The sequence below is a fragment of the Paraburkholderia sp. HD33-4 genome (assembly GCF_021390635.1).
In the GTDB taxonomy this organism is placed as follows: Bacteria; Pseudomonadota; Gammaproteobacteria; order Burkholderiales; family Burkholderiaceae; genus Paraburkholderia.
Genome location: NZ_JAJEJS010000003.1, coordinates 769410 through 783877, shown reverse-complemented (window position 1 = coordinate 783877; position 14468 = coordinate 769410). Strand labels below are relative to the sequence as shown.

General features: G+C 63.3%; 14 protein-coding genes. 3 read left to right on the top strand and 11 right to left on the bottom strand.

Features of this window, described 5'->3' with window-relative positions; all coding sequences use genetic code 11:
• The first annotated feature begins 107 nt into the window (after positions 1 to 107).
• Complete coding sequence (locus L0U84_RS38140; RefSeq protein ID WP_233858404.1) at positions 108 to 1091, top strand: LysR substrate-binding domain-containing protein; 984 nt, start codon at positions 108 to 110, stop codon at positions 1089 to 1091.
• A gap of 601 nt (positions 1092 to 1692) precedes the next feature.
• Here L0U84_RS38140 and L0U84_RS38135 read toward each other — a convergent pair.
• From L0U84_RS38135 to L0U84_RS38090, 10 genes are read right to left on the bottom strand one after another with little or no spacing between them, the layout of a single operon-like run.
• A complete protein-coding gene (locus tag L0U84_RS38135; RefSeq protein ID WP_233858402.1) occupies positions 1693 to 2727 on the bottom strand; it encodes a branched-chain amino acid ABC transporter permease in 1035 nt (344 codons plus the stop codon).
• Positions 2728 to 2735: 8 nt separating this feature from the next.
• Positions 2736 to 3620, bottom strand: coding sequence for a branched-chain amino acid ABC transporter permease (locus L0U84_RS38130; RefSeq protein ID WP_233858400.1), 885 nt, complete (start codon positions 3618 to 3620; stop codon positions 2736 to 2738).
• A gap of 15 nt (positions 3621 to 3635) precedes the next feature.
• Positions 3636 to 4400: an ABC transporter ATP-binding protein gene (locus L0U84_RS38125; RefSeq protein WP_233858398.1), complete on the bottom strand. Its 765-nt coding sequence runs from the start codon at positions 4398 to 4400 to the stop codon at positions 3636 to 3638.
• Positions 4381 to 5151, bottom strand: a complete 771-nt coding sequence (locus tag L0U84_RS38120) for an ABC transporter ATP-binding protein (RefSeq protein ID WP_233858396.1) — start codon at positions 5149 to 5151, stop codon at positions 4381 to 4383. Before L0U84_RS38120 ends, L0U84_RS38125 begins: the two co-directional genes overlap by 20 nt.
• 54 nt (positions 5152 to 5205) lie before the next feature.
• Positions 5206 to 5895, bottom strand: a complete 690-nt coding sequence (locus L0U84_RS38115; RefSeq protein ID WP_233858394.1) for a DUF2848 domain-containing protein — start codon at positions 5893 to 5895, stop codon at positions 5206 to 5208.
• A gap of 10 nt (positions 5896 to 5905) precedes the next feature.
• Entirely contained in the window at positions 5906 to 7153 is a 1248-nt protein-coding gene (locus L0U84_RS38110) for an ABC transporter substrate-binding protein (protein WP_233858392.1), read from the bottom strand.
• Positions 7154 to 7189: 36 nt separating this feature from the next.
• On the bottom strand, positions 7190 to 8533 hold the full coding sequence (locus L0U84_RS38105; protein WP_233858391.1) for an amidase: 1344 nt from the start codon (positions 8531 to 8533) through the stop codon (positions 7190 to 7192).
• A 2-nt stretch (positions 8534 to 8535) separates the two neighbouring features.
• Entirely contained in the window at positions 8536 to 8922 is a 387-nt protein-coding gene (locus tag L0U84_RS38100; RefSeq protein ID WP_233858390.1) for a cupin, read from the bottom strand.
• A 41-nt stretch (positions 8923 to 8963) separates the two neighbouring features.
• On the bottom strand, positions 8964 to 10445 hold the full coding sequence (locus L0U84_RS38095) for a 4-hydroxyphenylacetate 3-hydroxylase family protein (RefSeq protein ID WP_233858389.1): 1482 nt from the start codon (positions 10443 to 10445) through the stop codon (positions 8964 to 8966).
• 32 nt (positions 10446 to 10477) lie between these two features.
• Positions 10478 to 11005 carry a flavin reductase family protein gene (locus L0U84_RS38090; RefSeq protein ID WP_233858380.1) on the bottom strand — a complete coding sequence of 176 codons (528 nt, stop codon included), beginning with the start codon at positions 11003 to 11005 and terminating at the stop codon, positions 10478 to 10480.
• A gap of 272 nt (positions 11006 to 11277) precedes the next feature.
• On the opposite strand from L0U84_RS38090, the gene L0U84_RS38085 reads away from it, so the two are divergent.
• A complete protein-coding gene (locus L0U84_RS38085; protein ID WP_233858371.1) occupies positions 11278 to 12489 on the top strand; it encodes an IscS subfamily cysteine desulfurase in 1212 nt (403 codons plus the stop codon).
• Positions 12490 to 12509: 20 nt separating this feature from the next.
• On the opposite strand, the gene L0U84_RS38080 is transcribed toward L0U84_RS38085, so the two are convergent.
• Positions 12510 to 13052, bottom strand: coding sequence for a MarR family winged helix-turn-helix transcriptional regulator (locus tag L0U84_RS38080; protein ID WP_233858369.1), 543 nt, complete (start codon positions 13050 to 13052; stop codon positions 12510 to 12512).
• Between the two features lie 81 nt (positions 13053 to 13133).
• On the opposite strand from L0U84_RS38080, the gene L0U84_RS38075 reads away from it, so the two are divergent.
• On the top strand, positions 13134 to 13679 hold the full coding sequence (locus L0U84_RS38075; protein ID WP_233858366.1) for a nuclear transport factor 2 family protein: 546 nt from the start codon (positions 13134 to 13136) through the stop codon (positions 13677 to 13679).
• Positions 13680 to 14468: the final 789 nt, after the last annotated feature.

The following is a 14468-nucleotide window of genomic DNA, read 5'->3' as shown; positions in this document are numbered from 1 at the left end:
CTTGACACTGGAAGCGGGATCGTCAGCCCAGAATTTAGCCGAAAATTAGTGTTTATCCTGACGCCATATAGCGGTACGCTATGGCCTTCTCCTGTATTGTTTTGGTCATGGATATCCGGCAACTGCGCAACTTCATCGTCATCGTCGATATCGGCAGCCTGTCGAAAGCGGCCGAACGGCTGCTGATCGCACAGCCGTCGCTCAGTCTCCAGATCCGCACCCTCGAAGAGGAATTGCAGACGCAATTGCTGGTTCGCAGCGCGCAGGGAGTGGCGCCAACCGAGGCCGGCAAGACGCTGTATCGCCATGCGCGCGCCGTGTTGCGGCAGATGGAGCAGATTCGCGAAGAGGTTCGCGACGGCGGCGGCAGTGAGGCAGGGCCAGTCGCGGTGGGTTTTCCGACAACGATTGCCGCAATCCTCGCTGTGCCGCTGTTCCAACGGGTGCGTGAGCAATATCCCGGCATCCGCTTGCAGATCTTCGAAAGCATGAGCGGCTACATCAGCGAATTGCTCGCTAACGGGCGGCTCGATCTCGCGATGCTGTTCCGCGACTCCGAGACGCGCGGCATCTCGGTCATGCCGTTATTCGACGAGGAGATGTACGTGATCGGCGGGCATTTGGTGTGCCCGGAGATATTCGATGTTGCCCCGCCCGAGCCGCGCGAGAGCGGCAACGACGTCGCGAGCGGAACGTGCGAATTGGCACGGCTGGCGAATGTGCCGCTGGTTGTGCCGAGTGCATCGAACGGATTGCGCTTGCTGATTGAGCGCAGCTTTTCGCAAGCCAATGTCGAGCTAAACATTGTCGCCGATATCGACTCGCTGCCGACACTCATCGATATCGCACGCGCCGGCGATGCGTGCACGATCCTGCCAGCGTCGGCGCTGGCGCCGCGCGATCCGACCCTGCGGCCGAAGGCGTTGCGCATTGTGTCGCCGCAACTGCAGCGGCCGGCAAGCGTGTGCTGGTCGAACTCGCTGCCGGTCGGATCAGCCACACTGGCCGTGCGGCAGTGCATCGCCGACCTTATTGTCGAATTGCAGGCCGATGGTCACTGGACGGGAATTAAGCTGCGCCCGCAAGCGTAGCGTTGAACTCTCGCTTGCGACGCCTCCATCCTCGCTCGCGTCGATAGCCGCTTGTACAGTCAGTCGGGTGTGCCCACCCGAATACACTTTCTTGCTTCCAGCCATTCATAGCTTCGCCTACCCGGCTGCCCCCGCTCGCCTTCGTTTGTGTAGTCGAACGGCCGCTCTGTGCCGACGAGCGGCCGTCTCAATGTCCTTGCGCGGGATCGGACGAAAGTCCCTTTCTGGCCGGTCACGTCCCGACAGCGAGTTGCGCCGGACGCGACCGGCCGTCTAGCCTGCGCGACGCCCTGATTGAGGCTAGAGCTCGCACCTTCCCGCGGGCGAATAGAGCGTTGATCGTGGAGACGGCGCCACCCAGTACTGGGCTGCAGAAAGCATGCGGCAATCTCTCGTCACTATTTGCAGGTCGAGCAGTGCTTTGGCCGGGGTGGTCCCAAACCACCGATATATGAGAGCGCCGAGCACGAAGCGCGGTGACGACCGCAAGAGCGAAAACGACGATTGCCACGGGTCAGGCAGAGCCGCCCCACTCCCGCCGTTCCCAAAAGGAAATTGCAACGTCGGCTTAGGACTGCAAAGTCAACGCTGGCTTGGAGCGCTATCGCGCTTCGACGGGTCGTACGCCATCACGCGTTACCGGATGTCCAGGCAATCTGCTCCCTTTACTGCCGCGACGCTCGACCCACCGTCCGATTTCCCCGACGATGCCGCGCCGGAACACCAGCACGCAAGCGACGAACATCACCCCGGTCACGATGCTGGCCGAATCACCCAGCTCTCGAAAGCCCGCGATGCGCGTTACCTCGGCCAGCCAGGTTCCAAACGCGGCAAGCTTCGTCTCCAGCCCGACGACGATCACCGCGCCGACCGCCGGCCCCGCGCGCGTGCCGAGACCGCCCAGCAAGGTCATCAGGATCACAGTGCCCGACATAGTCCAGTGCACGTCGGAGAGCGTGGCGAAGCCGAGCACGAGCGTCTTCATCGCGCCCGCAAGCCCCGCGCACGCGGCCGATATGACGAATGCCAGCAGCTTGAAGCGATCGACGTCGTAGCCGAGCGAAACCGTGCGCGCCTCGTTCTCCTTCAAGGCTCCGAGGATCCGGCCGAACGGCGAGTCCATCATGCGTGCGAGGACGGCAAACGCGGCAGCCGTGAGCACCAGCACGACGTAGTAGAGCGTCAGGTCGCTGTCGAGCGAAAGCACGCCGAACAGTCGCCCGCGCGGCACGCCTTGCATGCCGTCCTCGCCTCCCGTGAGCGGCGTCTGCACGCAGAAGAAATAGATCATCTGGGCGAGCGCGAGCGTAACCATCGCGAAGTAGATGCCCTTGCGGCGGATCGCGAAGAGGCCGATCACGAAACCGAGCGCCGCACCGACGCCCGCGCCGAGCAGCAACGCGGCTTCAGGCGGCAAGCCGTGATCGCGTAACGCGCCGCCCGCCACGTAGGCCGCGACGCCGAAGAACGCCGCATGCCCGAACGACAACAGACCGACATAGCCGAGCAGCAGGTTCAGCGATGCAGCGAACAGCGCGAAGCACATCAGCTTCATTAGAAAGACCGGATAAGCGCCGAGCCACGGCGCGGCAGCGAGCGCGGCCAATCCGACGACGAATGCAAAGCGGTTATGCATGAGACACCTCACTTCGATTGACCGAACAGCCCGCTGGGACGCACGAGCAGAACCAGCACCATGACGGCGAATACGACCGTCGCCGACGCTTCCGGATAGAACAGCTTCACCAGACTCTCGAGCACGCCGAGCGCGAGGCTCGTCAGCACCGATCCGGCGATCGAGCCCATCCCGCCGATCACGACGATCGCGAAGACGGTGATGATCATGCTCTGCCCCATCAGCGGCGACACCTGCACGACCGGCGCGGCGAGCACGCCGGCGAACGCCGCGATCGCGACGCCGAAGCCGTAGGTCAGCGAGACCATGCGCGGCACCTCGACGCCGAACGCGGCGACCAGTCGCGGGTTCTCGGTCGCGGCACGCAAGAGCGCGCCGAGCTGCGTGCGCTCGATCGCCCACCAGGCGCCCACGCAGACCGCGAGCGACGCGATCACGACCCATCCGCGATACGCCGGTAGCATCATGAAGCCGAGATCGACGGCGCGCGCGAGGCTGTCGGGCGCCGCGTACGACACCCCGGAGACCCCGTACACCGAACGCGACACGCCTTCGAGGATCAGCGCGATGCCGAGCGTGAGCAGCAAGCCGTACAGAGGGTCCAGCTTGTACAGGCGCCGCAGCATCGAGCGCTCGACCATCACGCCGAGCGCACCGACAGCGAGCGGCGCGACGGCTAGCATCAGCCAGTAGTCGAGGCCGAAGTAATGCGTGCCCATCCACGCGAACAGCGCTCCGAGCATGAAGAACGCACCGTGCGTGAAGTTGATGACGTTCAGCAGCCCGAAGATCAGCGACAGGCCGAGACTCAGCACCGCATAGAAGCAGCCATTCATCAGGCCGAGCACGAGCTGGCCCGATACCGCCTGCAGCGGCATACCGAAGATTTCCATGATGTTTCGCTCCGGTCAGATGTTGAGCAGTGCCTGCAGCGCGGCCGCTTTTTCGTGAAGCCTGGCCGCCTCGAAGGTATCGACGATCCGGCCGTGCTCCATCACGTAGAAGCGATCGGCGAGCGGCGCCGCGAAGCGGAAGTTCTGTTCGACGAGCAGCACGGTGAAGCCGCGCGACTTCAGCACCCTGATGACGCGGGCGAGCGTCTGCACGATCACCGGCGCGAGCCCCTCGGAGATTTCGTCGAGCAGGAGAATGTCCGCGCCGGTACGCAGAATCCGCGCGATCGCCAGCATCTGCTGCTCGCCGCCCGACAGCCGCGTGCCCTGGCTCGCGCGACGCTCGGCGAGATTGGGAAACATCTCGTAGATTTCGTCGAGCGACATCGGTGTACCCCTCGCGCGTGGCAAACGCGGCGGCAGCATGAGGTTCTCTTCGCACGAGAGGCCCGCGAAGATTCCGCGTTCCTCCGGACAGTAGCCGACGCCCAGCCGCGCCACCCCCTGAGGCGGCATGCCGACCGTCTCGCGGCCGTCGATGACGATCGAGCCGCGCCGCCTATCCGTCAGCCCCATGATTGCCTTCAACGTCGTGCTGCGGCCCGCGCCGTTGCGGCCAAGGAGCGTGACGACCTCTCCGCGCGCCGCGCGCAGGTCGACGCCGTGGAGGATGTGCGATTCGCCGTACCAAGCTTCGAGGCCCGTCACATGCACTGCGTCGCCGGATGCGGCGGCGGCATCGACGGCGCGCTGCAGCGGTTCAATGTTCGAGCGATCCATCTTCGGTCCCCATGTATGCTTCCTTCACTTGCGGGTTGGCGGAGACGGTCTCGTAATCGCCTTCCGCGAGAATCTCTCCGCGCTGAAGCACGGTGATCCTGTCCGCGATGCTCGACACCATCTTCATGTTGTGCTCGACCATCAGGATCGTCCGGCCCGCGGATACCTTTTTGATCAGCGCCGTGACGCGATCCACGTCCTCGTGACCCATGCCCTGCGTCGGTTCGTCGAGCAGCATCAGAACCGGGTCCATCGCGAGCGTCGTCGCGATCTCGAGCGCGCGCTTGTGGCCATACGACAACTCGCCGGTCCTCAGATCCGCATAAGCGCTCATGCCGACGTCGTCGAGCAACTCGAGCGCGCGACCGCGCAGACGCCCCAGCATCGCGCTGCTCCTCCAGAAGCGGAACGACACGCCGAGCGGCCGCTGCAACGCGATACTCACGTTCTCGACGGGGCTCAGATGCGCAAACACCGCGGAGATCTGGAACGACCGCACCACGCCCTGTCTCGCGATCGCCGCGGGCGCCGCGCGGGTGATTTCACGGCCATCGAAGAAGATTTGCCCCGACGTCGGTGCGAGGAACTTCGTCAACAGGTTGAAACACGTGGTCTTGCCGGCGCCGTTCGGCCCGATCAACGCGTGGATCGTTCCGCGGCGAACCCGCAGGTCGATGCCGTTGACCGCCGTGAAGCCGTTGAATTGCCTCGTCAAGCCCTTTGTCTCCAGAATCATGTCTGCATGCGTCATCGCGGCTCCTCCTGCCAGATTCGATGCGTGATCTGTTGCTATGCAATGAGCGCGTCATCCGGCCACCGGCAGCGTCTCGATCCGGTACGCGTGCCGCAGCGTGCGTCCGAGCACCGGGTCCTCCAGCACCGTCTCGAAGCACTGGGCCGCACGGATTCCGCCGATGGCCGCGAGCGTTCCGCACAGCATCGCGGTTCCGTCGACGAACTCGCCGCCGCGTTGCGCGAACTGGCCGAGCAGGTCTTGCGGCGAGCGCATCGCGCTGACCCTGCCTTCCTGATAGAGCACGCGCTCGCCGTCGATCGTCGCGTAAGAGCGCAGCAGCAGCTCGTCCCAATGACCGGCCACGTCGCTCAAGCGCCACAGCGTGTTCGAGCACGGCTTGTCGCACATCTGCTTCGACACGGTGATGCCGTACGCCTCGACCTGTCTGTCCGTATGATCCGAGGCCACGCCGACATACACTTCACCGCGATCCTTCACCAGCACGAATTCCGCTTCGCCGCTGCTCTCCTCGCCCGTCACCTGCATCGACGCAAGCGGGCCGAGCCGGTCAGCCGCGACACGATAGAAGACCGGCGTATAAGCGGGCCGTTTGATACCCAGTGCTTCGAGCTCGCGGATGTGTTTTTCCATCGCGTCGACGTCGCGACCGGTCCAGCCCGCGATGACGAGCGTATCGATCGAAATGCCGCGCTCGGTTTGACCGTCGCGCTCTTCGATCCTGAATGTGATGGTTTTCATCAAAGCTCCTCTATTTCGCTGCGACGACCTTGCCCGCGGCAAGCGCGCAATGGCTCGCGCTGAGCGGCGCATAGGCTTCCTGCGCGGGAATCGTCTGTTTGATCGTGTAGTAGTCCCAAGGCTTCTTCGACTGCGCGGGGCTCTTCACCTCGGCGATGTACATGTCGTGCACCATCAGCCCGTCGGCGCGGATCACGCCGTTGGTCGCGAAGAAATCGTTGACCGGGGTCTTCCGCATCTGCGCGAGCACGGCATCGGGCGCGTCGGTGCCGCTTGCCTGCACGGCCTTCAGGTAATGCAGCGTCGACGAATACACGCCCGCCTGAATGAACGTCGGCATGCGGCCGGTCTTTGCGAAGAAGCGCTGCGACCAGGCCCGGCTCGCGTCGTCGCGGTCCCAGTAGAACGGTGTCGTCAGCATCATTCCCTGGGCGTACTTCAGGCCGAGGCTGTTGACATCGCTGATGAACATCTGCAGCGCGGCGATCTTCTGCTTGCCCGGCGCGTTGATGCCGAACTCGCTCGCGGTCTTGATCGCGTTGATGGTGTCGGCGCCCGCGTCGGCGAGACCGATCACCTGCGCACGCGACGCCTGGGCCTGCAACAGGTTCGAAGACAGGTCAGCGGCTTGCATCGGATGCTTCGACTCCCCGAGCACCTTGCCGCCGGAAGCGGTCAACGCCGCTGCCGCATCGTCCTTCAGCGACGCGCCGAGCGCATAGTCGACAGTCAGGAAGTACCACGACTTGTCGCCGGCGCGCGCCATCGCCTTCACGAGGCTCGTCGTCAGCGCATAGGTGTCGTACGTGTACTGGATCGTGTAGGGGGAGCACGCCTCGTTGCTGAGCTTCGTCGTGCCCGCACCGCTCACGATCGCGATGCGGTGCTTCTCTTTCGCGACGTTCGACACCGCCAGCGCAACCGACGACGGCAGCAGGTCCTGCACCATGTCGACATGCTCGTTATCGAACCATTCGCGCGCGACCGTCGCGGCGACGTCCGTCTTGTTCTGGTGATCGGCGCTGATTACCTTGATGGGCGCGCCGAGCACCTTGCCGCCGAAATCGTCGACGGCCATCTGCGCCGCGACGACGGAGCCCTTGCCGCCGATGTCCGAAAAAATCGACGACATGTCGGTGAGCACGCCGATCTTCACGACGCCGTCGCTGATGCCGGCGGCGTGAGCCGCCTGGAAGGCGAATGCGCACGCCACAGCGATGGCGGCGGACGCCGCACTGCACGCGGGTTGTCTGAACATGAAAGTCTCCTTGATATGTAGTTCGGAAAAAGCCGGTCAATGCGGACGCACGACGGCCTCGACACCGGCACCGATTGCAAGCAACTGACGATCGCTCATGTGCCTTCCCATCAACATCAGTCCGACCGGTGCATCCCCTGACGCATGACAGGGAATCGACACCGAACAAAGGTCGAGCATGTTGGCGATCGACGGATTGCGCAGCAGCAGCCGGTTCGTCGACGTGTAGACGGGCTCGTCGTCGAGGTCGGCGATGCGCGGCGCGATGATCGGCACCGTCGGGCAAACGATCGCGTCAAACGGACGCAGTTCATCTTCGGCCTCGCGGCACAGGCGCGAGCGCAGCGCGCGATTGAGCAGGTATTCGGCCGTGCTTTGCCCGCTGCCGAGCCGGATGCGCGCTATCACGCGCGGGTCGTAGGCGTCGGCATGGCGCTTGATCAGTCCGACGTGCCACGCCCATGCCTCCGCAGCGACCAGTCCGCCATGCTGGCCGAGCGCGGCAAGCTGTCGCCAGCTTTCGAACGACACTTCGCGCACGATTGCGCCCGCCGCAGTCAGCCGTTCGATCGCCCGCTCGAACGCGGCCGCGACGTGCGAGTCCATGTCGTCCAGCACGATGCCGGTGGGCGCGGCGAAGCGCAGTCCATGCGGAGCCTGCGACACGATCGCTGCCGCTTCGGTATCGCCTGCCATGATCGAGTCGAGCGCGGCGCAGCACGCGACGCTCGGCGCGATCGAACCGATCGAGTCGTAACTCGACGACAGCGGCACGGTGCCTTGCAACGGGATGCGCGCGGCCGTCGGCTTGAATCCCGCGAGTCCGCACAGCGCGGCCGGTATGCGGCACGAGCCGCCGGTATCCGAGCCGATCGCGGCGGCCGCCATGCTGTCCGTCACCGACACCGCCGCGCCCGACGACGAGCCGCCCGGAATGCGCGCCGCGCTCCTGTCGAACGGATTCGCGGGCGTGCCGTAGTGCGGATTGATGCCGGGGCCCGAGTACGCGAACTCGGTCATGTTGGTGCGGCCGACGAACACTGCGCCCGCCGCTCGCAATCTGCCGATCGCCACCGCATCGTGCATCGCCGGTTCCTCGGCAAGGACGTGGCCGCCGGCGCGCGTGACTTCGCCTTGCACGTCGAAGAGATCCTTGACCGAAACAGGAATGCCCGACAGCGGACCGGCGACGCCGCAGCGGCGCAGCGCATCGCTCGCCGCCGCCTGCGTCGCGGCCGCCGCGCTTACGCCGTGCGGAAAGACCCGCCGGCCTTCGCCCGATGCATCGCCGATCCGTTCGATGCACGAGGCGACGAGCGTCTCGGCCTCGAGACGGCCGTCGGCAAGCTGGGCGCGCAATGTGTCGAGAGCGGGCAACATGATCAGGCCGGATCGTAGTAATGCACTTCGAGGAGCACGCAGCCGCCGTTCGACTTGAACGGGCCGTGCCACGCGCCGGGCGGACGCACCGCGTACGTATAGCCTTCAAAGGGCTTGCCGCCTTGTCCCTGCTCGTCGTTGCCGACCGTCAGATCGCCTTCGACCAGAAACACTTCCTCCCAGTAGTCGTGGACGAACGGCTTCGTCGTGTGCATCCCGGCGGGCAGGCGCAGAAGGCGCGTGCGGCTGCCGCGCTTATTGCCGGTGTCGAGCGCGCCGGACAGGATCAGCTCCTGTGCGCCGGAACCGGGCGCATAGCCTTCCGGTAACTGCCAGCCGTCGGCCATGTCGAGTCCGTGAAACTCATCGTGAAGTTTGTTGATAGCCATGTGTTTCTCCTATGGGGGACGTGGATTGCGTTGAAGCGGTATCAGGCGGCCTGGCGCGTCTTTGCCAGCTCCGCATCGAGCGAATAGCTGGACAGCATGCTGTCGACGAGACCGGTCGCGCGGCGCCAGTCGTAGCTGCGATACGCGTGACCCTTGGTCACAAACGACGCGCCCGCATAGAACAGCTCGTACTGGTTGTGACGCGATGCGAACTCTGAGCCGACCGCGTCCCACGCGAGCTTGAAGAACTTCACGCGTTCCTCGGCGCTGCAGACGGGCGACTTCTGTGTCTTCTCGATGATGCGTGCGAGCTCGGGGTTCTCGAAGTCGCGCGCGCTGGACGGAAGCATGATCATTCCGCCTCCCGCGAGTTCGCGCAGCGTGGTGAGGATTTTTGAATAGAGCTGCTGCGTGAGCACCTGCGAGCTGTACAGCATGTTGCGATCGGGGACGAAGTAGCCGTTGACGACGCTCCCCTTCGCTTCCATGCCGTACACGTAGGCTTCGACCATCGATGCTTCCGATGCGAGCTGACCCAGGATCTCGCGCACCTGCGGGAACGCGTTGGTGCCGTTGACTTCCGAAATCCTGAGACCGAGCCCGACGAGGAACCGCAGCTTCGTCATCAGCCGCACCTGACATTGATAGTTCTGGTAGACGTGTGCGGGCGTTGCATGAAACTGCTTCGCGCACATCGACACATCACCGGCGACGAAGATCCGTTCCCACGGCACCTTGACGTCGTCGAAATACAGCACGGCATCGTTCTCGTCGTACCGGCTCGACAGCGGATTGTCGAACACCGACTGCGCGTGCTCTTCGTACGACTTGCGCGACATCACCTTCATGCCCTTCGCGTTCATCGGAATCGCGAACGACAGCGCGTACATCTCGTCGCCTTCACGCAGCGGCTGAATGCAGCTGCAGAAGACTTCGTTGGCCATGATGCCGCTCGTCGCGAGCATCTTCGCGCCGCGCACCGTGATGCCCTCCGCGTCCTGATCGACGATGCCCACCGCGAGATACTTGTCTTCCTGCTCGTGCGCCGACTTCGACTGATTCGCCTGCGGATTGACGATCACGTAGGTCAGAAAAAGATCGTTGTCGCGCGCGTATCTGTAGTAGTCGCGCAGCGCGCCGGCGCGGGCCGGGTCGTACTGCTCGAACAGATCGATGCCCATGACCATGCCCGAGATGCAGGACGCGACGTGATCCGGCGAGCGGCCCATAAAGCCGAAGTGGAGTTCCGTCCACGCTTCGAGAGCCGAGCGCCGCTCAACCAGTTGCTCGTACGACGTCGGCAGTTCCCAGATGCGGCTCACGCGATGGCCGGAATCCGGCGAAACGAACGTCATCTTCTCGACGTTCTCCGGGCGTGCCTGATAGTCATAGAGGCTCGCATAGCTGCGAATCGAGTTGCGGAACGCGGGATGCACGGTGACGTCGCCGACTGCCTTGCCGTCGAGAAAGACCTGACGTCCGTCGCGCAGTGATGCAATGTGTTGAGTGCCGTTCTTGATCATGATGTTCTCCAGGAATGAGTTCGTCCGCCGTTTCAGGCCGACACTGCGGGCACGCCGTCGAGCGTGTGATAGCGGCCGCCGAAAAAAATGAGCGGGCGTCCTTGCGAGCGCGTCTGGTGACGCGTCACGCGGCCGACGAAGATCACATGGTCGCCGCCGTCGTATTGCGCATAGGGCTTGCATTCGAAGGTCGCGAGCGTGTCGGGAAGTACCACCGGCTCGTCGCGGGGGTTTGCGACATCGCGCCAGCCCCATTTGTCGCCGTTGGCCTTTGCGAACCGGTTCGACATGTCCTGCTGCGACTCTTCGAGCACGTTGACCGCGTAGCTGCCGGCCACGCACAGATCGGCGAGGCTTTGGCTGCGCCGGTCCACCGAGAACAGAATCAGCGGCGGATCGAGCGACACCGAATTGAACGACGCGACCGTCATGCCGATCGGCGTGCCTTCGCGCCTCGGCGCCGTGATGACCGCGACACCCGTCGCAAACATGGACAACGCAGCCCGGAACTGACGCTGCACTTCCGGATCGGCGCTCGGCCGTACGATGCTGTCTTTCATCTCGCTCTCCTTCGCGCCGCACTTCCGGCGGCACTTTCACAAGAATCTACAAAGCCTTGTTATTTAGCTTTGTTACATAGCTTTATTACAGGACAACAAATTCCAACGTTCAAGCTATCGTTTACCCTCGTAACAAAAGCTTTGTATAAAAGACAACCCTACTCGACGAATGGGTGTTGGCCAGATCAGGCAGGCGGCTGGGCTACACTGCGCGCACACTTCTGTTACGAGGCTTCTCGCGTTCGAGAAGACGCTGCACTGGAGCTCGATCAATGACCTCACGCCCCATCTACATGGACTACAGCGCGACGACGCCGGTCGATTCGCGCGTGGTCGAAAAAATGGTTCCGTACCTTTACGAGCGCTTCGGCAATCCGGCATCGCGCAGCCACGGTTACGGCTGGGATGCGGAAGAAGCGGTGGAAACCGCGCGCCGCCATGTCGCCGGTCTGCTGCATGCGGACCCGCGCGAAATCATCTGGACTTCGGGCGCGACCGAAGGGAACAATCTCGCGATCAAGGGCGCGGCGAACTTCTCCAAGACGCGGGGCCGTCACATCGTGACGGTGAAGACAGAGCACAAGGCGGTGCTCGATACGTGCCGCGAGCTCGAGCGGCAAGGGTTCGACGTCACGTATCTGGACGTCGGGCACGACGGATTGCTCGAAGTCGCCATGGTGCGCGCGGCGCTACGCCCGGATACGGTGCTCGTGTCCGTCATGATGGTCAATAACGAGACCGGCGTGATACAGCCGATCGCCGACATCGGCGCGATGTGCCGCGACAAAGGCATCGTGTTTCATTGCGACGCTGTGCAGGCGGCGGGCAAGATCGCCATCGATGTCGGCGCGCTCAACGTCGATCTTCTGACGGTTACCGCACACAAGGTCTACGGCCCGAAGGGCATCGGCGCGCTGTATGTGCGGCGCAAGCCGCGCGTGCGCATCGAAGCGCAGATGCACGGCGGCGGTCACGAACGCGGCATGCGATCGGGCACGCTGCCGACGCATCAGATCGTCGGCATGGGTGAAGCGTTTCGGCTTGCGAACGAAGAGATGGAAGTTGAAAGCAGGCGCGTCGGCGCACTGCGCGACAGGCTGCTCGCGGGTTTGATGGAACTGGACGAGGTCTATGTCAACGGCGACCTGAGGCAGCGCATCGCGCACAATCTGAATGTCAGCTTCGCTTTCGTCGAAGGCGAATCGCTGATCATGGGGATCAAGGGCGTCGCGGTGTCGTCGGGATCGGCGTGCACGTCGGCGTCGCTGGAACCGTCATACGTGTTGCGCGCGCTCGGCCGCAGCGATGAACTTGCGCATAGTTCGATTCGCTTCACGCTCGGCCGCTTCACGACCGAGGCGGAAGTCGACGCGGTGATTCGCCAGGTGCAGGAAACCGTGATCAAGCTGCGCGTGCTGAGCCCGCTGTGGGACATGCATCTGGAAGGGATCGACCTGCGCGCGATCCAGTGGGCCGAGCACTGATCATGCGGGCCGCGGCGCGGTCACGACTTTTCCTGTCGCGCGATCAGATGCGCGAGATCGAGCGTCGCGCGATCGCCGTTGGCGACGAGCCGGTCGACGACCGAGCACAGCGCCTTGAACTCGGTCTTAGTCACGCCTTCGAACAGCACGTTGTTGATGCGCTGCTGCGTCGCGGCGAGTTCGCGGAGCAGCTTCAGCCCGTTCGATGTCACGGTCAGGCGCATCTTGCGCTTGTCGTCGGGGTCCGAGCGTTTGTCGATGAAGCCGAGCTTCTTGAGCTTGCCGGTTTCGATCGTGACGAAAGCGCCGCTCAGATGCAGGTGGTCCGCGAGCCGGTTCACCGTCACCGCCTCGCTATGCGAAAGGTGCGAGACCGAGACGAGCAGCGAATACTGTATGCCGGTCAGGCCGATGAGCGTCCCGAAGCCGTCGCGCACGGACAGAAGCCGCGCCGCGAACGGCAGAAGACCGTTGATCAGATGGCGGAATTCGGTGTCCGCCCCGTCGACGAGACATGCTGGATTGGTAATCGTCAGAGCGGATTCGTCGATCTGCTTCGGCATGGTACTCAAACTCCTGGATGCTAATGTAGTTACCTTTTAAAAATAATTATACGGCAAAGCTTGAAAAAGGAGGTTTAAGCCATGAACCCTTCAATCTCGACCTCTGCTGCCCGGTCGCTGCTCGAATGTTATATCCGCGCGAAGGATCAGAACCGGCCCGATCTGATCTTTGACTGCTTCGCCGCCGATGCCGAACTGACGTTCGAAATCGCAACCGATGCAATCGATTTTCCCCGCAGCGTGACCGGCGCCGCGGCGATCGCCAAAACGCTCGTCGCTGACTTCGGCGAGCGGTTCGATCGTTGCCGTACCTATTACATGTGTGCCGCGCCGGAAGTGGACGCGGATGGCGTCTGCACGATGCCGTGGCTCGTCGCCATGCGACAGAAGGATAACGGCGCGCTGCGGCGTGGAAAAGGCGAATATCGGTGGCGCATCGCGCGCATGGGCGACGGGACCGACAGAATCGTCGAGTTGCACATTGCCATCGAGCGCATGGATACGATCGACGATCCGGGCTCGGCCAGGCTTCGGTCGTTACAGGACACGCTGAGCTATCCGTGGCTGACGCCGGCGGAACTGTTGCCGCGAATGGACTCGTTGATGGGCGTCGTTCGCGGGAAATGACCCGCATGCGCGGCGAGCCGATCTCGGGCACTTGGAACCTCGAGAAGTCTATGATCCGACGACCGGTCTGAGAAGTGAAGCGGACTTCCGCGCGGCGCTAAGCAGCGGATCTTGATTGGCGGCTCATGGCCGACTGCACTCATTCACAGAGGTCGCCCGAAGCTGCCGTTGAAGATTTCAACGGCAGTTCTGCAGAACTTTCATTGAACTGGTGCTCCCGTTAAGGGTTGTTCGCTGCCTGCCCTGATTCTGATCACTGTGAGCGCGCGGCGACGCGTGCGGGCAGGCGGCGAATAAGCCTTAACGGGAGTGTGAGTTCGCCGATCGAGGAAGCTGTCGTTCGGCTGGTCGGTGCCACGACCGTCAGCAATCCGCCGCCTTATCGCTGACGTAGAACTCAGCCCGGCCCAATGTCGGCGCTGGCCGATGACTCGACCTCCAAGCCCGCGGACGCAGCATGGGGAGATCTAGAACGGATCGACTCGGAACCCGAATCCATTGCTTGATAGAACGCGACAAGAGTTCGGTTCTCCATGTGCGGTGGCCGAAAACGCCCGCATTGTTCGCGTCAGGATGCCGATAGTGTGATCCTCATGGAACGGAGAATGGGCAAGTAGTTTGACGAACTGCGTTGCCCCCCGATTGAATCCGAAGGATCGCCGGCCATCCGGAGATCTGCCTGGTGAGCAGCGAGGCGCCCAGTATGACGTTGAGAAGCGCCTCGGCGCCATCAATGAGTTATGTCGACGTACTCCGCCTCCATAGATGAATGGGCGGCTGATTTCGGAG